The following is a 20,989-nucleotide window of genomic DNA, read 5'->3' as shown; positions in this document are numbered from 1 at the left end:
TAGCCATAGATATTCAGCGAGGTGGCGGCGCTTCGCATTCATCCTGGTTAAGCGCGGCCGAAAAATTCGTCGACATGCCGGGGGCTTGGCCGCGGGCTCCGCGACGGGACGAAGGCTCCGGGCCGGGCGAGCATTGGTCCTTGACCGCGGCGCGGCCGCCCCGGACGAGGCGGGCATGATTCGATTCCGGGACCGCGGCGCGCGCGGACGCCATGCCGGCGGCATGATCGACAGCTTCCACACTTTCTCGTTCGGCGACTATGTCGATCCCAGGCAGATGGGCTTTCGAAGCCTCAGGGTGCTCAACGAGGATCGGCTGGTGCCGTCCGCCGGCTTTCCCGCGCACGACCATCGGGACATGGAGATCCTCACCTACGTGCTCGAAGGCGAGCTCGAGCATCGCGACAGCCTTGGCAACGTCGCCCGCATCCGTGCCGGCGACGTCCAGCTGATGACCGCCGGCACCGGAATCACCCATAGCGAGATGAATGCCGGCACCGAGTCGCGCGCGCATTTCCTGCAGATCTGGATCATTCCCGATCGCCTCGGGCTGCCATCGGCTTATCGGCAGCAGAGCTTCCCGCCACGGGCGCAGCGCAATCGCTGGATCGCTATCGCCGCGCCGGACGGCGGAGACGGGGTGCTCGCCCTCCACCAGGATGCCTGTGTGTTCCTCGCCCGTCTCGACGAGGGCCGCCGCCTGCGCCGCGACATCGCGGCGGGCCGCGGCCTGTGGCTGCAGGTCGTGCGCGGGCTCGTCGCCCTCGACGGCACCGAGATGCGCGAGGGCGACGGTGCCGCGGTCGAGGCGCAGCCGGCCGTCGAGATCATCGCCGACACCGAAGTCGAGCTGCTGCTCCTCGACCTCGCCTGAGCCGCCGACCGGACAAGGAAAAGGCGCCCCGGACTTTCGTCCGGAGCGCCTCCCATTCGATCGATCGGATCAGAGGACGATGTCGGTGTTGATGATCAGCACGTTGGTCTGGATCATGAAGTCGGCAACCCCGTCACCATCGGTGTCGCCGGCGAGGAAGCTGCTTCCCCCCGAGCTGTAGGCGCGCAGCTCGCCGGCGGAGCCGGAGAAAGCGCCCGAACCGATCCAGCTGAACGAGTCGTCGCTGCCGCCGTTCACCGCGTCGAGACCGGACAGGTCGATCTTGTCCTGGCCGCGCCGGAAGTCGGTGATGACGTCGGTGCCGCCGAGATCGGTGAAGGCGAAGACGTCGTTGTGGTTGCCCCCGGTGAGGACATCGTCGCCCGCGCCGCCGTTCAGCACGTCATTGTGGTTGCCGCCGTTGAGCGTGTCGTTGCCGGCGCCGCCGAACAGCTGGTCGAAATGATTGCCGCCGTTGAGGACATCATTGCCATCGCCGCCGTCGAGAACGTCGTCATGGTTGCCGCCATCGAGCGTGTCATTGTCGGCGCCGCCGTCGAGCGTGTCGGACTCGTTGCCGCCGATCAGCATATCGTTGCCGCCGAGACCCGACAGGGTGTCCCCGCCATTGCCGCCCTGGAGCGTGTCGGCGAAATGGCTGCCCTCATAGGCTTCGATATTGACGTAGCGGTCGCCCGCCGCATCGCCGCCCGTGCCCCGATTGATCGCCACCTGGATGGTGACGCCGGCCTTGGCACCCTGATAGCTGACCGTATCGAAACCGGCGCCGCCATCGAGCAGGTTGACGGTGGCATTGCCGATGATGAGGTCATCGCCCGACCCGCCGATCGCATTCTCGATCCACGCGCCATAGGCGATGCCGATATTGTCGCGCATCAGGCCGTCGGTATACCCTTCGCCGAACAGCTCGATATAGGTGTCGTATTGCGCCTGGGTACGGGGCGCGAGCCCGGCCTCGGCGCGACGCGCATTGATCTCGGCCAGCGTCGGAAGCTCTTCCGAATAGAAGCCGCCGGCGCTGCTGTAGGAGCCCGGATTGAGGTTGATGATCGACCGCGTGTCGTAGCCCGACAGGTCGAGCGTATCCTTGCCGCCGGCATCCCAGATCGACACCACCGGGGTCGCGGTCAGCTCGAAGTCGTAATAGTCACGGCCGGCATTGCTGTTGAAGCCGTAGGTGGTGTCGCCGGTGCGGGTGGTCATGTCCGCGCCGTAGATGCGCTGGATGGCGGCGATATCGTGCACCATCGGGGTCGCCTGATAATTGTATGTCAGGAACTCCCAGTTGACGTTGCTGGCGCCGGTCTCTTCCGCGTCCCAGTAGGACATGATCGAGTACATGCGCGAATCCTGGTAATATTCGGCGCCGTTCTCGTAGATCACGTCGAAGCCCGGGCCAAAATTATAGGCACCCGGATGCTCGAGCCCGAGGGAGTGGCCGAGCTCGTGCACGAGCGTGTTCAGCCCATATTGGCCCGGCAGGAACTGGTGGTTGCTGGCCTGGTTCGGGTTGATGAAGATGTCGCCCGAAATCTCGTAGAAGGAGACGTTGTCGCCTTCGAAATTCTTCGTGGTCGACTCGCCGTAATCATAGGGCAGATAGGCGGAGGCCTGGGCCGGCCCCGTTGTCGTGTTCATGAAGTTGATGTCGGCTTCAGAGAAATGCTCCTCGACGAAGCTGACGTTCATCAGATCGTCCCAGGTCTGGATCGCGGTGCGGGCGGCGTCGCGCTGCGCGGCGTCGAGCGCCGAGAAGCCGGCCGCCTGCGCCATTCCGAGCACGAGATTGCCGGCCGTATTGCGATAGACGTAGGGCTCGGGCAGCGTGGCCTGGGTCTCGTAGAAGCCGAAGGACAGCTCGGTCAGCGGCGCGCCGGGCGCGGTGCCCTTCGAGTTGGCGAGGAAATACCATTCATTGTCGGCCGTGCCGGTGGCACCCGCCCAGTTGGCGCCGGAATTGTAATATTCGCCCTCGAAGAAGATCGGGCCGTCGCCGCGATTGAGCTGGAAGGCGGCTTCCTCGATGGTGAAGACCGGCTTGCCGCGGATCGTGCCGCCCTGGCCGTCGACCGAGCCCTGCAGCGGGTTCACCGGGAAATAGCCGCCGAGCAGGATGTTCGCATATTCCTGCGCCGTGAAGATATCTCCAGATCCGAGCCGCTCGGTCGGGAGATCGCCGTGATAGCCGTCGTCGAGGCTACGAAACTGTCTGGTAATGCTCATTCATTTCCTCCCGTTCGTCATTCGTGGGTTTCGTTCATCCGGTCATGGCCCAGCCAGGGCAGGATTTCGGTGAGCGCGCCGCGCAGCGCCGCTTCCGCCTCGTCCGTCGCCGCCGCTGGGCCGGCGAGCCGCGCGGCCCGCGGCGCGGCGCCGAGATAGAGGGGGCCGGGCTCGAGCCCGGCGGAGGCCGTCCTTCGCGCGGCGACGATCAGGACGCGTTCGCCGCCCAGCGGCTGGATCGCACCCTGCACGACGACGAGCGCGGACGCGGAACCCTCGGCCGCCATCGCCTCGCCGATCGAGACGCATCGCACCGGCACGGGCGCGCCCTCGGCGGCGATCCGCCGCACGCGCTCGCAAAAGCCGTCCGCGGGAAAGTTTTCGTCGATCGGGCCGGACAGTTGAGCGAGGATGTCGAGCCGGTCGACGCCGCGCCAGCTCGGATCGGCATTGGCGACGAGCGGCGGCGTCATCGCCATGGACGCCGATGCGCACAGGGACACGAACGCCGCCAGTGACTCGCCCACATTGCCGACCACAAATCCCCTTGCCCCTGAGGGTGCGTCCAGGCTTTCCGAATTCAGTGGAACTGCCGATCCCGGCACCCGGTCGGGGCCGAATCTTGGTCCATGAGGCCAAACCGTGGCGCCGAAAAATCCAAATGTCAAAATGAATTAACCAATATTTCGCCTCCGTGCCAAATCGGGACTCGCGCCGTCCTCATCCCGCGCTGGCACGGCGGCCGGGGCCGGGCTAAGCCGCCTCATGGCCGCCTTCTCCCTCGCCGAAGGACTCGATGCGGACCGGCTGGCGCCGATGTTCGCACGGGCCGGCAGGCTGCAGATCGACGGCTTCCTGGACGGCGCCTGCGCGGCCGGCCTGCTGCGCGCCCTGTCGTCCCGCCGCGATTGGGTGCTCACCCTGAACAAGGGCGAACGGATCCTCGATTATCGGGAGGCGGCCTTGGCCGCGCTCGACCCCGCCGACCGCGCCGCGCTCTCCCAGGAGGTGGTCCGCGGTGCCCGGGCCGGCTTCCAATTCTGCTACGACACCATCCGGCTCCCGCCGCGCGGCGAGGTGCGGCCGGCCGGTCCGCTCGCCGCGCTCGAGGCCTTCCTCTGCTCGAGCGCGATGATCGCCTTCTTTCGGGCGGTGACCGGCTTCGAAGACATCGCCTTCGCCGACGTCCATGCCAGCCGCTATTCGCCCGGCCACTTCCTGACCGCGCATGACGACCGCATCGACGCCCAGCATCGGCGCGCCGCCTATGTCCTCAACCTGACGCCGGACTGGCGGGCCGAATATGGCGGGCTGCTGCTCTTCCACGAGCGCGACGGTAACGTCTCGCGCGGGTTCATGCCGCGCTTCAACGCCCTGACCCTGTTCGCGGTGCCGCAGGCGCACAGCGTCAGCTACGTGAACCCGATCGCGCCGCATCCGCGCTATGCGGTCACCGGCTGGCTGCGGGCGGATCCGGCCGGCTGACGCCGAGCCAGGTGCACGCCCGGCCCGGGCGGTCATTGACTTCTGTTATGCGCCATATCAATCCTTGCGCAAAAACAGGAGAGTAGCTTGGGGACGAATCTCGACCGGCTCCTGCCGGGGCTGTACGCGACGCCCGAAGATGCGGACCGGTGGATCGGCGTCCTCGACACCCTTTGCGCCGACATGTCGGTGCGCAACGCCGCAGCCCAGATCCTCGAGCGCGACGGCGACCGTCTCCGTCCGGTCTGGACGGCCCGGGATTCCTATTCGCTGGCCCATGCCGAGCTCCACGACCGGCACGTGAACAACGAGGACAATCCCCGCCTGGATCTCCGCCTGGGCGCATGGCGGCCGAAGAACATCGTCCGCGACGGCGACCGTTTCGAATCGCGCAGCCCGCATTTCGCGCGCCTTCGCGCCGGCCTTGCCGCGATCGGCCTCGGCCGGTCGATCTGCGTCACCTTCGAGCTCGGCCCCGAGCGCTCCTTCTCGCTGATCATGCACAAGAGTCTCGCCGACGGCCGGGATTTCGACGCGGCCGACGAAGGCCTGCTGGAAGGGCTGCTCCCCCATCTCCGCCAGGCGATGCGTCTTGCCGCGGCGATCGATGAGGCACGCCTTCGGACCGACGCGCTCGAGCAGGCCTTCGACCTCGTCCGCACCGGACTCATCCTGTGCGACGCCGCTGGCAACGTGCACTGGATGAACCGAAGCGCCGAGCAGGTCATGAGCGGTTCTCCTTTCCTGAAGCTGCGTGGGGGAAAGCTCAGCTGCCTGCGCACCGCGGACGCGGCCGCGCTGCGCAGCATGCTCGGTGTGGCGCCGGGTGCGGATGTCAGCCGCCACGTCTCCGTGATCGGCGACGCCGACGAGGACGCGTTGCAGATATTGTGCGCGCCGATGGACGGCACGTCGCGTCCCGGGCGGCCCGGGCCGCCGCGGGCGTTGCGGGCGATCTTCCTGTCCCGTCCGGGGGCGCAGCTGCCGATCGACCCGGAGGATCTGATGCGGCTCTTCAGCCTTTCGCCGGCGGAGGCGCGTCTCGCCGCCGCGCTCGCCGCCGGCGTCTCGGTCTCGAGCTACTCGCAGAGCCGCGGCATCTCGGTCGGGACGGCGCGCATCCAGCTCAAGCAGGTGCTCGCCAAGACCCAGGCCCCCAAGCAGGCGGAGCTGATGCGCCAGCTCTGCGGCTCGGTGATCGCGCAGACCCTGCCCCGCCTGCACTGACCCGATCTTCGGCCCGCTATCCCAAATGGGATATGGGGCCGTCGCCACGCGCCGTTAGCTCTCGTTCCGGACACAGGATGGGCGGAGGCCGACGGGGCGAATATGAACAAGATGAAGACGTTGCGACTGACGTGGCTGCTGGCCGCCAGTCTGGCCGCGCTCGGCAATCCGGCAGGCGCGCAGCAGACGCTGCCGCCGCCTCTGGGGGATGGGCCGACGTCCGAAGTCCCCGTCGCGATCCAGACCTTGCGCTGGCACATGCTCGACGGCGACGTGAACGCGTTGACCTTCCGCAGCATGGACACGCTGTTCACGACGCGGACAGTGGCGCGATCGGGGGCCCCGTGGATCCTGCCGCGCCGCGATCGCGCCCTCGACTTCACCTACCGCCACGGCGGCGCCGAGCGCCGCGGCGAGGAGATATTGGAGCGCACCTATACGAACGCGCTCATCGTCATCAAGGACGGCAGGATCGTCGCCGAGCATTACCGCAACAACAGCGACGATCGCACCCGATTCATAGGCTGGTCGATGACCAAGTCGATCACCTCGGTGCTCGTCGGCCGCGCTCTGGCGGACGGCCATATCCGTTCGATCGACGACCCGATCACCGCCTATCTGCCGGAGCTTCGCGGCGGCGGCTATGACGGGGCGTCGATCCGGGACGTGCTCGAGATGCGCTCGGGCGTCGATTACGAGGAACGCTACGACTTCGCCAATCCCGGCGTCGCTGCCCGCAACCATATCGCCGCGCTCGTCACCAACGTGTCGCGCTTCGCCGATCCGGCGCGGACGATCGCGCGCGCGCATGACCCGGGCGAGGTCTTCCAGTACAAGACGCTCGATACCGCCGTCCTCGGCTGGCTGATCGAGCGCGTCACCGGCCAGTCGGTCGCCGCCTATACCGCCCGGCAGCTGTGGGAGCCGCTCGGCGCGGAATCCGACGGCTTCTACATCATGGACGGCGCACCGGGCGTCGGCCGCGAGTTCAGCGGCGCCGGCTTCAACGCGACGCTGCGCGACTTCGCCCGCTTCGGCCAGATGTTGCTCGATGGCGGCGTCGCCAACGGACGCCGCATCGTGCCGGCCGATTGGGTGGCGCTGTCGACGCGGTCCGCCTTCGACGAGGATCCGGAGAGGGGCGGCTACGGCTTCCAATGGTGGACCGTGCCCGGCTCGGACGCCTATTACGCCGCCGGGCTCCAGGGCCAGTTCATCTACATCGATCCGTCGACCCGGACGGTCGTCGTCAAGCTCAGCTACTTCCCGCCCGCCGAAGAGGCTGCCGGCGCGGAGACGCTCGCCTTCATGGCGGCCGCGTCCGCCTGGTCGCCGCGCTGATCCGAAAACGAAAACGAGAAAGAAGGGGAGAAAGCATGAAGGGGTTCACCCTGTCCGCGTCCGTCGCCGCTCTGGCTTTCGCCGGTCTCTCGCCCGCTCTCGCCCAGGAGGCGGCGCCACCGGCGGCGGAGGAGGCGGAGGAGGCGGAGGACGACGGCCTGGCCGAGATCGTCGTCACCGCCCAGCGTCGCACCGAGCGCCTGCAGGACGTTCCGGTGTCCGCCACCGCGCTCGACGCGGATGCGCTGGAGCAGAATGCCGTCACCACGCTCAGCGACCTCCAGACCGCGACGCCGTCGCTGTCGATCACCGACAACGGCATCACCCAGAACGTCAACATCCGCGGCATCGGCCTGGCGAGCGACTCCCCGAACGTCACCGCCGGCGTCGCCACCTATGTCGACGGGCTGTTCCAGCCGCCGATCGTCCAGGCCAACAGCTTCTACGACCTCGCCAGCGTCGAGGTGCTGCGTGGTCCGCAGGGTACCTTGGTCGGCAGCAATTCGACCGGCGGCGCCATCTTCATCAACTCGCGCAACCCCGAGCTCGGCGCGCTCGGCGGTTATGGCGAGCTCGCTCTGGGCAGTCATGACATGGTCGCCGCCGAAGGCGCGCTGAACCTGCCGATCGCCGACACGCTGGCGCTGCGCGTCGCCGGCTTCTACCGGCGCCGCGACAGCTTCTACGAGGATGTCGGGCCGTTCGACAACGATGCCGGCTCGCTCGACGAGAAGGGCGCGCGCGTCAGCCTGATTTGGGAGCCCGGCTCGTTCCGCGCCCTGGTCAAGGTCCATATCAACGACCGCGAGACCGGGGGCTATGCCTATCGTCCGATTGCCGGAACGACCTTCGCCCCTTTCCGCGTCGGCGACATCCGCACCTTGAGCTTCGACGAGCCGACCGCCAATCGCGACCGCGCCTTCATGACCAGCCTTGAGCTTCGGCAGGAGCTGGCGAGCGGCATCGTCCTTCGCTCGCTGACCGGCTATCAGTATAAGCGCATCAACAATCTCTACGACGTCGACGCGTCGCAGGCGCCGCTCGCGGCCGGCGGCGATGTCAGCCAGGACTATTTCGCCGGGGAGAGGCAGTACAGCCAGGAAATCAACGTCATCTCGCCGACCGACGGACGCTTCGACTGGATCCTCGGCGGCTATTTCCAGCGCAACGACATCGAGGTGCGGATCTACGAGCTGCAGGGCGGCTTTCCGACCGACATCACGCCCGACAACCAGCGCACCACCACCGGCCTGTTCGCCCAGGGCAATTACCAGCTGACGCCGCAATTCGAGGTGCAGCTGGGCGCCCGCTATTCCACCTACGAGGCGACCGGCACCGGATCGGTGACGATCGGCCGGGGCATTGCCGGCTTCCCGCCCGACGGCCTCGTCGTCAGCGACCTCACCGGATCGCACGAGGATGCACGGGTCACCGGCAAGGCGGCGCTCAACTGGAAGCCCGACGAGGACAATCTGCTCTACGCTCTCGTCGCGCGGGGCTACAAACCGGGCGGGTTCAACTCGGCAAGCTCCGAATTCGATCCGGAGGTGGTGTGGAGCTACGAGCTCGGCTGGAAGTCGACCTTCCTCGACCGCCGCCTGCGCACCCAGATCAGCGCCTTCCACAACCGCTACTCGAACTTCCAGTTCAACGTGGTCGAGCCCAGCACCGGGTTTAGCGGCGTCGAGAACATCTCGACGGTGACGATCACGGGGGTCGAAGGCCAGCTGCAGGGCCGGTTCGGCCCGCTCGGCTTCGACGCCAGCCTTGCCTATCTCGATTCGGAGCTCGGCAGCATCACCTTCGTCAACACGCGCAACTTGCCGTCCGGAACGCTGGGACCGCAATGCCCGGCGGGCACGCCCTCCTCGCCGCCGGTCTGCTTCGACTATAGCCCGTTCCTGCAGACCATCTCGGGCCAGCCGAATCTCTATGCGCCGAAATGGACCTACAATGTCGGCGTCGACTACGAGATTCCGGTCGGCGCGGCGACGCTGACGCCGCGGCTGAACTTCGCTTATGTGGGGCCGCAATTCACCTATCTCGGCTTCTCGCCGGTGAGCGACCGGATCGAAGGGCGCCATCTCGTCTCGGCGCTGCTGACCTACCGGCGCGACCGCTGGCGGGTGGAGCTGTTCGGCACCAATTTCACCAACGCGCGCTACGTCTCCGGTCAGTTCGGAAGCAACGAATTCTACGGTCCGCCCCGCGAATACGGCGTGCGCATCGGCATCACCTTCTGACGCACGAATCGCCGTTTCGTCCCTGCTGTCGGCGTCAGCCGGAGCGGACCTTGTTGAGCAGGGTCAGCAGCTGACGGCGCTCGGCATCGCCGAGGCCGGCAAGCACCCTTTCCTCGTGCCGGCTCACGCGCGCGATCGCCTCGTCGAGGAGAAGTCCGCCCTCGCCGTTCATGAACAAGGCGAAGGCGCGGCCGTCCTTGGGATGACGCCGGCGGTCGACGAGTCTCCGCGAGATGAGCTCGTTGACCAGGGGGACGAGATTTGCCCGCTGGATGCCGAGCGCGCGGCCCAGCGTCGTCTGGTTGATGCCGGGATTCTCGCGGATCACGGCAAGCATCGAGAACAGCACCGGCCGCATGCCGAGCCCCTCCATCGCGTCGATGAAATCGGCCATGACGACGATGGTGGTGCGGCGCAGGGCATAGCCGATCAGGCCTTCGAGCAGCTCGCTCCTCGCCTCCAGGCCGTCGGCCGCCTCGAGGGCGACGGGCTCGTTCATGTCTGCTTTATCCACTTGATTGTTATGTGACACAACATTATCCCGGATGCAACGACCAGAACAGGAGATGGCAGATGGCTGAAGCGGTCAATGTCCTAATGACGATCGCGGGGGAGCAGAAGAGCGCCGCGAGCGGCCGCACCTTCACCCGGAACAATCCGGTCACCGGCGAGCCGGCGACGGCCGCGGCCGCGGCCGGGATCGAGGATGCGCGGGCGGCGGCCGATGCCGCCGGCGCGGCCGCGGCGGCCTGGGGTGCGACCGGCCCGAACGCCCGCCGCGCCCTGCTCGGCAAGGCGGCGGCGGCGCTCGAGGCGCGCGCCGGTGATTTCGTCGCGGCGATGATGAGCGAGACCGGATCGACCGAGGGCTGGGCCCGCTTCAACCTGATGCTCGCCGCGGGCATGGTCCGCGAGGCGGCGGCGATCACCACCCAGATCGGCGGCGAAGTCATACCCTCCGATCATCCCGGCAAGCTGGCCATGGCGCTGCGCGAGCCGGTCGGCCCGATCCTCGGCATCGCCCCCTGGAACGCCCCGATCATCCTCGGCGTGCGCGCGATCGCGGTTCCTCTCGCCTGCGGCAATCCGGTCATCCTCAAGGGATCCGAGCTGTGCCCGCGCACGCACGGCCTCATCATCGAAGCTTTCGCCGAAGCCGGCTTCCCGGCCGGCGTCGTCAATTTCGTCACCAACGCGCCCGAGGATGCCGGCGAGATCGTCGGCGCGCTCATCGATCATCCGGCGGTGCGGCGGATCAACTTCACCGGATCGACCGCGGTCGGCCGGATCATCGCCAAGCGCGCGGCCGAGCATCTCAAGCCGGTCCTGCTCGAGCTCGGCGGCAAGGCGCCCTTCATCGTCCTCGACGATGCCGATCTCGACGAGGCGGTGAAGGCGGCGGCGTTCGGCGCCTTCATGAACCAGGGCCAGATCTGCATGTCGACCGAGCGGATCATCGTCGTCGAGGCGGTGGCCGACGCCTTCGCGGAGAAGTTCGCGGCCAAGGCGAAGGCGATGCCGTGCGGCGATCCGCGCGAGGGCAAGACCCCGCTCGGCGCGGTCGTCGACCAGCGCACCGTCGGGCACGTCAATGCGCTCATCGAGGATGCGCTCGCCAAGGGCGCGACGGCGATCGCCGGCGGCACGTCGGAGGGCGTCCTCATGTGCGCCACCGTCATCGACGGCGTGACGAGCGAGATGAACCTCTATCGCGACGAGAGCTTCGGCCCGATCACCGCGATGATCCGGGCCAAGGACGAGGCCGACGCGATCCGCCTCGCCAATGACAGCGAATATGGACTCTCCGCCGCCGTCTTCACCCGTGACGCCGGCCGCGGCCTTCGCGTCGCCCGCCAGGTCCGGTCGGGCATCTGTCACGTCAACGGCCCCACCGTCGCCGACGAGCCGCAAATGCCGTTCGGCGGCGTCGGCGCCTCCGGCTACGGCCGGTTCGGCGGCAAGGCCGGAATCGATGCCTTCACCGAGCTTCGCTGGATCACCATCGGCACCGAGCCCGGCCATTATCCCATCTGAACGAGGACCCGCCATGACCGACCAGAAGGACGTCGTCTCCTACGACGTCGAGGACCGTATCGCCTGGGTGCGCTTCAACCGCCCCGAAAAGCGCAACTGCATGAGCCCGACCCTGAACCGCCGGATGACGGAGGTGCTCGACGAGCTGGAATATCGCGACGATGTCGGCGTGCTGGTGCTGACCGGCGAGGGCAGCGCCTGGTCCGCCGGCATGGACCTCAAGGAATATTTCCGCGAGACCGAGGCCAAGGGGCTCGGCGCGGTACGACAGTCGCAGCGCGAGGCCTATGGCTGGTGGCGGCGGCTGCGCTGGTACCAGAAGCCGACCATCGCCATGGTCAATGGCTGGTGCTTCGGCGGCGGCTACGGCCCGCTCTTCGCCTGCGACCTCGCCATCGCCGCCGACGAGGCCGAGTTCGGCCTGTCCGAGATCAACTGGGGAATCCTCCCCGGCGGCGGCGCGACCAAGGTCGTCGTCGATCTCCTGAGCATGCGCGACGCCATGTATCACGCGCTCACCGGCGAGCGGATCGACGGCAAGACCGCGGCGCAGTGGAAGCTGGTCAATGAAAGCGTCCCCGCCGATAGCCTGAAAGCGCGGGTGACCGAGCTCGCCAACCTCTTGCTCGCAAAGAATCCGGTGGCGCTCAAGGCGGCCAAGGACGCGGTCCGCCGGGTCAAGGAGATGACCTACGACAATGCCGAGGACTATCTCGTCCGCGCGCAGGAAGCGGCCAATTTCCACGACAAGACCGACGGCCGCAAGGAAGGCATCCGTCAGTTCATCGACGAGAAGAGCTACAAGCCCGGCCTCGCCAGCTACGATCTCGCCAAGTCGCAGGACAAGGCGGAGTCGGATGCCTGAAGGGGCCCGCCGCGCCTCCCCCCATTCTCTCCTCTCCCGTGAGGGGGAGGCCGGGCGGAGGCGTTCGGCGCGCGCGCATGGGCGACGGACGCCGAGCCCCCTCACCCTGCCCTCTCCCCGCCGGGGAGAGGGTGAAAAGCAGGCGTGAATTGACTTCTCCGCCGCTGCCCACCGCCGATTTCGTGCGACTGCACGCCCGTGGTCGGCCGCGCCATCCGGCGATGGTCGATGCCGCGACGGGAAGGGCGCTGGATTATGCCGCGCTCGACCGGCGCGTCGACGGCGCGGTCGCCCTGCTCCGCGGCCGCTATGGTTTCGAAACCGGTGATCGCCTCGCCATGATCGCCTGCAACCATGTCGACCAGCTCGTGCTGCAGCTGGCCAGCGCGCGGCTCGGGGCGATCTATGTCCCGCTGAACTGGCGACTGAGCCCGGCCGAGCTATCCGACCTGATCGCCGACTGCCGGCCGCGCCTGCTCGCCGGCGACGTCCGCCTCGAGGAAGCCGGTCTTGCCGCCGACGGCGTGTCGCTCGCCATCCTGTCGGGCGAGCTCGACGCAGCCGCGCCGGGACACCCGGGCCCGACCGACGCCGAGCGCCCGTCGCTGATGCTCTACACGTCGGGCACGTCCGGACGGAGCAAGGGGGTGCTGCTGTCCGAACGGGCGCTATTCGCCACCGCGCTCAACTTCGCCATACTCGGCGCGGTGACCCCGGCGAGCGTCTTCCTCGTCGACTCGCCGATGTTCCACGTCATCGGCATGGTCACCTGCTTCCGGCCCGGGCTGATGATGGGCGGCACCGCGATCGTCTCCGCCGGCTTCGACCCGGAAACGACCCTTGAGCGCCTCTCCGATCCGGCGCTCGCCGTGACCCACTATTTCTGCGTGCCGCAGATGGCCGAGATGCTGCGCGCCTGCCCCGGCTTCGCGCCGGAGCGGCTGCACGGCCTCACCGCCTTGTTCACCGGCGGCGCGCCGCACCCGGAACCTCGGATCCGCCAGTGGCTGGCCGACGGGATCGCCGTGGTGGACGGCTTCGGCATGACCGAGGCCGGCACCGTCCTCGGCATGCCGATCGACCTCGCGCTCATCGACGCCAAGGCGGGATCCGCCGGCCTGCTGCCGCCGACGATCGAGGCGCGCATCGTCGATGACGACGAGCGCGACTGCGGACCGGATGAGGTGGGCGAGCTGCTGCTTCGCGGACCCAATCTCTTCTCGGGCTATTGGCAGCGGCCCGAGGAGAATGAGAAGGCGTTCACCGCCGACGGCTATTTCCGCACCGGCGATCTCGTCCGGCGCGATGCCGACGGTTTCCACTTCCTCGTCGACCGCAAGAAGGACATGTACATTTCGGGCGGAGAGAACGTCTATCCGGCCGAGGTCGAGGCGGTCATCGTCGCCCATCCGGACGTCGCCGCCGCGGCGGTGTTCGCCGTTCCGGACGAGCGCTGGGGCGAGGTCGGCCATGCCGCCATCGTGCTGCAGCCGGATGCTGAAGCAGACGCCGGCGCCCTCCTCGATTTCTGCGCAAGCCGGCTCGCCCGCTACAAGCTGCCCAAGGCCGTCCACCTGCTCGACGCGCTGCCGCGCACCGGCTCGGGCAAGGTGGTGAAGGGAGAGCTGCGCCGCCGGCTGGCCGGGCCGCCGTGAGCGCCCTGCCGATCGCCGATCGCATCGGCCGCCGCGTTCAATGGCGGCTCGTCCTGCCGCTCGCCCTCTTCTTCCTGGTCGGCTCGCTCGACCGGGCCAACGTCGCCTTCGCCTCGCTCGAGATGAATGCGGCGATCGGCCTGACCAGTGCGCAATATGGCTTCGGCGCCGGCATCCTCTTCGTCGGCTATGTCGCGCTCAAATATCCGAGCGTGATGCTGTTCGAGGCGATCGGCCTTCGCAAATGGCTGGCCGTCATCACCCTCGCCTGGGGAATCACCGCGACCGCCATGTCGCTGGTCGAGAACCCGCTCTCCTTCTATCTCTTCCGCTTCGTCATCGGCACGGCCGAGGGCGGCCTCGCTTCGGGGGTGATGCTCTATCTCAGCCACTGGGCCGGGCCGCGCTACCGCGCCTCGATCCTGGCGCTGCCGATGGCCGCCATCCCGGTCTCGCAGGTGATCGGCGCGCCGCTTTCCGGGTGGCTGATCGAGGCGCCCAATCCGCTCGGCTGGGAAGGCTGGCGCTGGATGTTCCTGGTCGAGGGATTCCCGGCGATCCTGCTCGCTGTCTTCGCCCTCCTCTATTTCCCCGACCGACCGCGCGAAGCGCGCTGGCTGAGCGCGGAGGAGAAGGACTGGATCGAGGCGAACGTCACCGGCAGCACGCCCCCGCCCAAGGGAGATTCCAGCCGCTGGGACGCCCTGCGCTCGCCGGTGACCTGGACCTGCGCCGGCATCTGGTTCTGCGGCCTCGCCGGCAATTACGGCGTGATGTTCTGGCTGCCGCAGACGATCCGCAGCCTCTCCGGCCTCGGCCCGACCGAGATCGGGGTCGTCGTCGCTCTGCCCTGGCTCGCCAATGCCGCCGGCATCTTCGTCAATGCCCATCATTCGGATCGGACGCAGGAGCGCTTCCTCCACCTCGCCATCCCGTTCGCGGTGGCGAGCCTGTCGCTGCTCGTCGCCTATCTCGCCGGCGGCGGCCTGCTCGGCCTCGCCGCCTTGCTCGTCGCCGGCTTCTGCCTCGGCGCCTGCGTCGGCCCATTCTGGGCGGTGCCGACGAGCCTGCTCAAGCCCTCCATGTTGGCGGTCGCCATCGTCGCCACGGCGATGGTCGGCAGCTTCGCCGGGCTGATCGTGCCGACGGCGATGGGCCTGCTTCGCGACGCCACCGGCGGGTTCGCCGCGCCGACTTTCCTGCTCTGTGCCGTCCTCCTCGCCGGGGCGGGCTTCGCGCTGGTCGCGCGGCGTATGGCGCGATGATCGGCCGATCGCGCCGGTGAGCCGGCGCGTCGCCTTCCTGCTGGTCCTTCTGTCGGCCCTCGGCTCGCTCGGCATCCACGCATTCGTGCCCGCGCTTCCGGCAGTGAGCGCCGGCCTCGGCGCGCCGGTCGGCCTCGTCCAGCTCGGAATCACCCTCTATCTCGCCGGGCTGATCGTCGGCCAGCTGGTCGGCGGCTGGACATCGGACCTGGTCGGCCGCCGGCCGATCCTGGTCGCCGGCGCCGGTCTCTACGTCGCCGGCGCCGCCTTGTGCGCGGCCGCGCCGGACATCACGGCCTTTCTCCTCGGCCGCGTCGTCCAGGGCTGCGGCGGCGCCTGCGCGCTCGTCGTCTCGCGCGCCGTCGTCGTCGATCTGTCCCGCGCCGAGGAGACCGCCGCCGAGCTGGCGCGGCTGTCGCTGGTCGTGCTGCTCGCGCCGACCCTCGCGCCCTTGCTCGGCGGCCTGCTCGTGTCCGCCGGAGGATGGCGCCTCATCTTCGCGGTCCTCGCGCTCGCCGGCAGCGGCGCGCTGGCGGCGACGTGGCTGGCCTTGCCCGAGACCGGGGCTGCTCGGCGCGCAGGCGAGACCTCCGCCTTCGCCGCCTTTCCGCGTCTGCTCGCCGATGGTCGGTTCATGCGTTTCACGGCGATCAATGCGATCGGCACGATCGGCATGTTCGGCTTCCTCGCCGGCGCCTCCTTCCTGCTCGTCGATCTCTACGGACTGGATCCGGCCGGCACCGGCATCGCCTTCCTGTGCGTCGCCGCCAGCGTCATGGCCGGCACCCTCCTGTGCGGGCGGATCGAGACGCGTCGGCCCGGCCAGGCGCTCCGATGGGGCACGGCGACTTTCGCGCTGGGCGGGCTGATCATGCTCGGCCTTGCCGGGAATGCCGGCCATCCCGCGGCCCTGATCGGGCCGATGATGGTCTCCGGCTTCGGCGCCGGACTGACCGGCCCGTCGGCCTTGGCCGGAGCGCTCCGGGTCCCGGAGCCCGCCTTTCGAGGCACCGCCTCGAGCCTGTTCGGCGCGCTCCAGATGTTGATGGGCGCGGCCGCGACCGGCGTGATGGCCGCCTTCTACCGGCCGACCGTCTATTCGGTCGCGCTGCCGCTGGCCGGGGCGGGATTGGTCATTGCCCTGCTGGCCTGGACGGCGCCCCGCCGCCCGGCCGCCTAGCCTGTTCCTGGGTGCCGGCCACCTCGACGAGGATGTCCACACGACGCCGCGACGGCTCGGCCAAGCCATCCGCGCCTTCCGCCGCGACGATGTCGGCCTCGGTACGGGTCCGCACGACGATCCTGTCCTCCGGCACGCCCATCCGCACCAGCGCCTCGCGGATCAGCGAGGCGCGTGCCTCGGCGATGGCTGGATCCTCGGCCAGCTCACGGCCCGAAACCAGCGTCGGGCGCGTCGCCGCATGGCCGGTGACGACGATGCGGCGGGGATCGGCGGAACGGATGTACGTGATCGCCTGGTCGAACAGATAGTCGCTGAGCTGGTAGACCAGGAAGGCGCGATTGAAGTCGAACAGGATGTGGAAGGTGCGGGTCGTCGCCGGGCCTTCGAGCGGCGGCCGGGCCTCCGAAAGCGGACGCACGTTGCGCGGCGGCAGCACGAAGCGGCGGCCGGGATGGCCTTCCGCCGGCAGCATGTGCCGCGTGCACGCCCCCGGCAGGACGGAGACGCGGACCGGGTGGAGGACGCGGCCGCCGCAGGCCGTGTCCGGCTCGTCGGCCGGCTCGCCCTCGATCAGTATCTCGAAATTCCAGTCGGGCTGCGTCGGACTGCGGCTGACGTCGTAGCGGATTCCGCTCGCCGCCTCGTCGGCAAGCCAGCAGCCGGACTTCCGCCCGGCATCGGTGTCGCGATAGATCGGACAGGCGACGAAGCGGACCGACTGCGCTTCGGCGGCGCCGGCCGATGCCAATGCGGCGAGCGCCGCAAGCGCGCTGGCCCGCGTCACAGCACGCTCATCAGATTGACCAGGTCCTGCTTCTCCTGCTCGGTATAGCGGATGTCGTATCGCCGGTCGTAATAGTCGACGACCGCGCGCAGGTCCGTGGCCGAGCCGTTGGCGAAATAGGGCGCGCGCGCCGAAAGGCCTCGCATCGACTGCAAGGTGATCTTGCCGACGTCGGCGCAGCGCCCGGTGGTGAGCGCATAGCCGGGATCGTGGGTCAGGATCACGCGGCCATAATGGGGGTGCGGATCGCGGCGGCAGGTGATCCGGAACAAAGGCAGGTGCGGCGCCGGATCGGCAAAGGGCAAGTTGGTGGTGCCGAGGTCGACCTGGCCGGGCGCGACGTCATTCCCCATCATCGTCATGTTGTGGCAGAAGACGCAGCTGTTGCGGACCGGATTGCCGAAGCCGATCGGCGAGTTGATCCCGGCGGAATCGGTGATGAGGAAGGTGCGCTCGCGGAAGGTGCGGGCGCCGCGCGCGACCGACTGCTTGAACGCTCTTTCCTCGGCGCTGATCGGCGCGTCGGCCGGGATATTCTCCCAGGCCTCGAACTCGCTCCAGACCGCGCGGCCGATGCTGCCCAGCTGGCCCGGCTCGGAGCGGGCGAGCACGTCCGGTCCGCCTTGCGCGCCGAAATCGTCGAGCCTGCCGCCGATCCGGTGGCGATATTGCGCGGTGAAGATTCGGGTCTCGAAATCGATGATCCGCAGTCTCTGCTCGCGGCTCATCTCGTCGAAGAATTCGAGATGGGTCGGCGCGGCGTCGCGTATCTGGCCGTGGAGCGTGCCGGCGCGGCCGTCCGCCATCAGATTGCCGGAGATGAGCTCGCCCGTCTCCGGATCGCGCGGCAGCGGCAGGCCCTGCTTGGGATCGTAGGCGAAGCCGACCGCGGTCAGATATTTGAGGTTCGCCACCGGCCGCGGCCGCCGATAGACGGAAATGCTCGGCTGCCGCGCTCGCAAACCGTATTCGGAGCCGCTGTTGCAGCCCCAGGGGTCGCGCACGACCTCGATATCGAAGTCCGGATCAACCGGCCGGTCGGCGCCGTCGCGCGGCGGCCAGGGGCGCTGGATCCGGATCAGCCCGTGGTCGAGCAGCAGCGAGTGGGATTCGCGCCGATCCTGCGGCAAGATCGGGCAGTTGGAGCCGTCCACCGCGGCGAACAGGGGATCGCGTCCCGCCGTCTCTTCCCACCGGCGGCGGATCGTCTCGACCGACAGGCCCATCGCATCGGAGGGCTGGTGGCAGGTGATGCAGGCGCGCCCGCTCGGCCCGATCGGCGCGAAGAAGGGATGATCCGCGGTCTCGACCGGGGCGCCGACGAGCAGGGTCCGCAGAGTCCCCTCGGCATTCGGGTAATCGGCGACGGCGGGGAAGCTCCCCTCCTGCCCCGGTCCCCACCAGCCATATTCCTCGCCGACGCTCGCCGCCACGCTGCCGCCGCACAGCAAGGCGGCGGCGGCAAGGACGAACGACGAGAAAGGACGCATCTTCATTCCTGTTCGCGCGATTCCTGTTCGCGCGGCACGAGGCCGCTATCTGTCTCCGAACCGCACCGTCGCCCGGATGCCATATTGGCGCGGCGCGCCGAAGATGAAGCCGCCATTGGCGCTCGACGTGTTCTGGATCAAAGAGGCGACATAGGTCTCGTCGAACAGGTTCGAGGCGAAGGCCTCGATCCGGTAGCGCTCGCCTATGTCCAGCGTCAGCCGCGCATCGACCACGTGGCGGCCCGGCAGGACGGTGCGCGCGCCCGGGAAGGGCGTGGTGATCTGCTCGGCGATGTAGTTCCACTGCACGCGCGGCGTCAGGCTGAGCTCGCCGCCGAGATCGATCGCATATTGGAGGCCGGCATTGATCGTCCATTCCGGCGAATAGGGCAGCACCCGCCCCGCCGGCACCAGCTCGTCCGCCTGGGCCGGGTTCGCCGACGGGCAGAGCGAAGGCGTCCCGGCTGGATTGTTGGTGTTGTTGATGCACACGTCGCGGGCGAATTGCGCGTCGAGCCAGCCCATGCCGAGATTGACGCCGAGCCCGCCCCACTGGCCGGTCACCTCGAGCTCCGCACCCCAGGCTTCGCCGCGCGCGGCATTCTGGGTCAGCGGCAGGCCGTCGAGCAGGCTGACCAGCTGGATGTCGCGGTAGCGCGAGTGGAAGAGGGCGCCGTTCACGCGGAGGTGACGCGGAATGATCTCGGTCTTGAGCCCGATCTCGTAGACCCAGTTGGTCTCGGGCCCGTAATTGGGCACGCCCCGGCCGAGATTGGCGCCGCCCGCCTTGTAGCCCTTGGACGCGGTCGCATAGGCGTTGATATAGTTGGTGAAGGCGTAGTTGAGGCCGAGTCGGCCGGTCCAGGCGGTCGAGCTGGCGATGTTGGTGGCCGGCGGCCCCGGCGGCCCGGGCAGCACCGACTGGACATAGACCTGCCGGTCCCAGCTGTGGCGAAGACCGCCGATCAGCTCGAGCTGGTCGGTGAGGAAATAGTTGACCTGGCCGAACAGCGACTGCGACCGATTGTCGGCGGCGGCGATGATGGTCGAGTTGGATCGGTTGAAGGTGACGCGGCTGTTATTGTCGCGCAGCAGGGTCACCGGCACCTTGCCGTCGAGGCGGAAAGCGCCGAGCACCCAGCGAAGCGGCCCTTCGCCGGTCGAGATGATGTTCACCTCGTTGATCCAGTTTTCGAGGTCGGTGCGGCCATAAGCGACGCGGCCCTGCGGCGAAGGCGTCGTCGAGGTGCGATCGCCGTCCGCTATGTCCTCGTGATAGCCGTCCTGCCAGGAGGTGATGCCGCGCAGCTGGATGCCGTCGGTGACGTCGAACCGCACCTCGCCCGACAGGCGATAGCCGCGCTGGTTGAAGAAGGTGATCGCGTCATAGTCGATCTCGAACGGATCGGTGCTGAGGCTGCCGGTGAACGGCTTGACCGGGATGTTGCTGGTCCGCTGGTCGAAATACTCGCCGCGGACGTTGACGAGCAGGCGCCGGTCGCTGGTCCGCAAGGCGAGATTGGCGCGAATGGCATCGAGGTTGAGGTCGCCCGGGCTGCTCGGGCTCGGACCGATATTGTCGGTGAAGCTGTCGCGCTCGTCATGGATTCCCGAGAGGCGCAGCGCGACCTGGTCGGTGGGGCCCCAGTTGATCGCCCCGACGGTGCGGAAGGCATCGAAATTGCCCACCGTCTGCTCGAGATAGCCGGAAAAGTCGTTGTAGCGCGGCTCCGGCGTGCGGACATAGATCGCGCCGCCCGTCGAGTTTTGGCCGGTCAGGGTTCCTTGCGGCCCGCGAAGCACCTCGACCGTGCCGATGTCGAAGAAGGACTGGCCGATGAAGAAGTCCTGCGGGATGAGCTGGCCGTCGATATAATAAGCGATGCCGGGGCTCTGGGTCGGCGCCGACTGCGACAGGCCGACGCCGCGAATGTTGATGAAGGTCGAGCGGTTGACCGTGTTGATGGTGATCGAGGGCGACACCTGCTGGATGTCGCTGACGTCCTCCACGCCGCGGCGGGCGATGTCGTCGGCGGACAGCACGGTCGCCGACACCGGGACGTCCTGAAGCCTTTGCTCGCGCCGCTCTGCGGTGATGACGATGTCCTGGACGCCGCCGGTCGCGCCGGCTGCCCGCTCCGGGTCCGCCACCTCGCCGACACTGGTCGGCTGGCCGCCGCTGAGGTCCGCCGCGTCCTGCGCCGCGGCGGGCGCCGCCGCCAGGACGGGTATCAGGGCAAGCGCACTGGCGCGGGTGATCAGGATCGAGCGTCGGCTTTGGCGTGAAATCATGTCTTCC

General features: G+C 68.3%; 16 protein-coding genes. 10 read left to right on the top strand and 6 right to left on the bottom strand.

Annotated features, from left to right (window positions below; all coding sequences use genetic code 11):
* Positions 1-175 precede the first annotated feature (175 nt).
* Positions 176-874: a pirin family protein gene (locus DDE10_RS07545; RefSeq protein ID WP_114952307.1), complete on the top strand. Its 699-nt coding sequence runs from the start codon at positions 176-178 to the stop codon at positions 872-874.
* A gap of 69 nt (positions 875-943) precedes the next feature.
* On the opposite strand, the gene DDE10_RS07540 is transcribed toward DDE10_RS07545, so the two are convergent.
* Together DDE10_RS07540 and DDE10_RS07535 are read right to left on the bottom strand one after the other, a co-directional pair.
* On the bottom strand, positions 944-3,118 hold the full coding sequence (locus DDE10_RS07540) for a M10 family metallopeptidase C-terminal domain-containing protein (protein WP_114952115.1): 2,175 nt from the start codon (positions 3,116-3,118) through the stop codon (positions 944-946).
* A gap of 17 nt (positions 3,119-3,135) precedes the next feature.
* On the bottom strand, positions 3,136-3,657 hold the full coding sequence (locus DDE10_RS07535; RefSeq protein WP_114952114.1) for a hypothetical protein: 522 nt from the start codon (positions 3,655-3,657) through the stop codon (positions 3,136-3,138).
* 226 nt (positions 3,658-3,883) lie between these two features.
* On the opposite strand from DDE10_RS07535, the gene DDE10_RS07530 reads away from it, so the two are divergent.
* The 4 genes from DDE10_RS07530 (at position 3,884) to DDE10_RS07515 (ending at position 9,414) form a co-directional block, all read left to right on the top strand.
* The gene (locus DDE10_RS07530) at positions 3,884-4,603 is read left to right on the top strand and encodes a 2OG-Fe(II) oxygenase (protein WP_114952113.1); all 720 of its coding nucleotides are present in this window, start codon (positions 3,884-3,886) and stop codon (positions 4,601-4,603) included.
* A gap of 87 nt (positions 4,604-4,690) precedes the next feature.
* The gene (locus DDE10_RS07525; RefSeq protein WP_114952112.1) at positions 4,691-5,830 is read left to right on the top strand and encodes a hypothetical protein; all 1,140 of its coding nucleotides are present in this window, start codon (positions 4,691-4,693) and stop codon (positions 5,828-5,830) included.
* A 102-nt stretch (positions 5,831-5,932) separates the two neighbouring features.
* Positions 5,933-7,171 carry a serine hydrolase domain-containing protein gene (locus DDE10_RS07520; RefSeq protein ID WP_284734500.1) on the top strand — a complete coding sequence of 413 codons (1,239 nt, stop codon included), beginning with the start codon at positions 5,933-5,935 and terminating at the stop codon, positions 7,169-7,171.
* 35 nt (positions 7,172-7,206) lie between these two features.
* Positions 7,207-9,414 carry a TonB-dependent receptor gene (locus DDE10_RS07515; protein WP_114952111.1) on the top strand — a complete coding sequence of 736 codons (2,208 nt, stop codon included), beginning with the start codon at positions 7,207-7,209 and terminating at the stop codon, positions 9,412-9,414.
* A gap of 34 nt (positions 9,415-9,448) precedes the next feature.
* Here the strand turns inward: DDE10_RS07515 and DDE10_RS07510 are convergent, their stop codons facing one another.
* Complete coding sequence (locus DDE10_RS07510; RefSeq protein ID WP_114952110.1) at positions 9,449-9,913, bottom strand: MarR family winged helix-turn-helix transcriptional regulator; 465 nt, start codon at positions 9,911-9,913, stop codon at positions 9,449-9,451.
* A 98-nt stretch (positions 9,914-10,011) separates the two neighbouring features.
* Here DDE10_RS07510 and DDE10_RS07505 point away from each other — a divergent pair, with 98 nt between their 5' ends.
* From DDE10_RS07505 to DDE10_RS07485, 5 genes are all read left to right on the top strand, one after another.
* On the top strand, positions 10,012-11,448 hold the full coding sequence (locus DDE10_RS07505) for an aldehyde dehydrogenase (RefSeq protein WP_114952305.1): 1,437 nt from the start codon (positions 10,012-10,014) through the stop codon (positions 11,446-11,448).
* 13 nt (positions 11,449-11,461) lie between these two features.
* A complete protein-coding gene (locus tag DDE10_RS07500) occupies positions 11,462-12,313 on the top strand; it encodes a p-hydroxycinnamoyl CoA hydratase/lyase (protein ID WP_114952109.1) in 852 nt (283 codons plus the stop codon).
* Between the two features lie 149 nt (positions 12,314-12,462).
* Positions 12,463-13,968 carry an AMP-binding protein gene (locus DDE10_RS07495; protein WP_284734499.1) on the top strand — a complete coding sequence of 502 codons (1,506 nt, stop codon included), beginning with the start codon at positions 12,463-12,465 and terminating at the stop codon, positions 13,966-13,968.
* Positions 13,965-15,233: an MFS transporter gene (locus tag DDE10_RS07490; protein ID WP_114952107.1), complete on the top strand. Its 1,269-nt coding sequence runs from the start codon at positions 13,965-13,967 to the stop codon at positions 15,231-15,233. The genes DDE10_RS07495 and DDE10_RS07490 overlap by 4 nt, the downstream gene beginning before the upstream one ends.
* 16 nt (positions 15,234-15,249) lie before the next feature.
* A complete protein-coding gene (locus DDE10_RS07485) occupies positions 15,250-16,413 on the top strand; it encodes a Bcr/CflA family efflux MFS transporter (RefSeq protein WP_162806427.1) in 1,164 nt (387 codons plus the stop codon).
* Here DDE10_RS07485 and DDE10_RS07480 read toward each other — a convergent pair.
* Genes DDE10_RS07480 through DDE10_RS07470 form a run of 3 tightly spaced genes read right to left on the bottom strand, consistent with a single transcriptional unit; the run spans position 16,367 to position 20,982 of the window.
* Positions 16,367-17,200, bottom strand: coding sequence for an OmpA family protein (locus DDE10_RS07480; RefSeq protein WP_114952105.1), 834 nt, complete (start codon positions 17,198-17,200; stop codon positions 16,367-16,369). The two genes, DDE10_RS07485 and DDE10_RS07480, sit on opposite strands and share 47 nt — an antisense overlap.
* Positions 17,197-18,690, bottom strand: coding sequence for a hypothetical protein (locus DDE10_RS07475; RefSeq protein WP_284734498.1), 1,494 nt, complete (start codon positions 18,688-18,690; stop codon positions 17,197-17,199). Before DDE10_RS07475 ends, DDE10_RS07480 begins: the two co-directional genes overlap by 4 nt.
* 45 nt (positions 18,691-18,735) lie before the next feature.
* A complete protein-coding gene (locus DDE10_RS07470; protein WP_114952103.1) occupies positions 18,736-20,982 on the bottom strand; it encodes a TonB-dependent receptor in 2,247 nt (748 codons plus the stop codon).
* Positions 20,983-20,989: the final 7 nt, after the last annotated feature.

This window comes from Sphingosinicella terrae (genome assembly GCF_003347635.1).
Taxonomy (GTDB): domain Bacteria; phylum Pseudomonadota; class Alphaproteobacteria; order Sphingomonadales; family Sphingomonadaceae; genus Allosphingosinicella; species Allosphingosinicella terrae.
The sequence above is the reverse complement of the archived record's forward strand: the minus strand, read 5'-3'. Positions and strand labels throughout refer to the sequence as shown.

Bases quoted from the DNA above. Each gene is read 5' to 3' on its own strand.
- DDE10_RS07505 (WP_114952305.1), top strand. From the start codon at position 10,012: ATGACGATCGCGGGGGAGCAGAAGAGCGCCGCGAGCGGCCGCACCTTC.
- DDE10_RS07520 (WP_284734500.1), top strand. From the start codon at position 5,933: ATGAACAAGATGAAGACGTTGCGACTGACGTGGCTGCTGGCCGCCAGT.
- DDE10_RS07545 (WP_114952307.1), top strand. From the start codon at position 176: ATGATTCGATTCCGGGACCGCGGCGCGCGCGGACGCCATGCCGGCGGC.
- DDE10_RS07500 (WP_114952109.1), top strand. From the start codon at position 11,462: ATGACCGACCAGAAGGACGTCGTCTCCTACGACGTCGAGGACCGTATC.
- DDE10_RS07530 (WP_114952113.1), top strand. From the start codon at position 3,884: ATGGCCGCCTTCTCCCTCGCCGAAGGACTCGATGCGGACCGGCTGGCG.
- DDE10_RS07540 (WP_114952115.1), bottom strand. From the start codon at position 3,118: ATGAGCATTACCAGACAGTTTCGTAGCCTCGACGACGGCTATCACGGC.
- DDE10_RS07475 (WP_284734498.1), bottom strand. From the start codon at position 18,690: ATGCGTCCTTTCTCGTCGTTCGTCCTTGCCGCCGCCGCCTTGCTGTGC.
- DDE10_RS07515 (WP_114952111.1), top strand. From the start codon at position 7,207: ATGAAGGGGTTCACCCTGTCCGCGTCCGTCGCCGCTCTGGCTTTCGCC.
- DDE10_RS07510 (WP_114952110.1), bottom strand. From the start codon at position 9,913: ATGAACGAGCCCGTCGCCCTCGAGGCGGCCGACGGCCTGGAGGCGAGG.
- DDE10_RS07470 (WP_114952103.1), bottom strand. From the start codon at position 20,982: ATGATTTCACGCCAAAGCCGACGCTCGATCCTGATCACCCGCGCCAGT.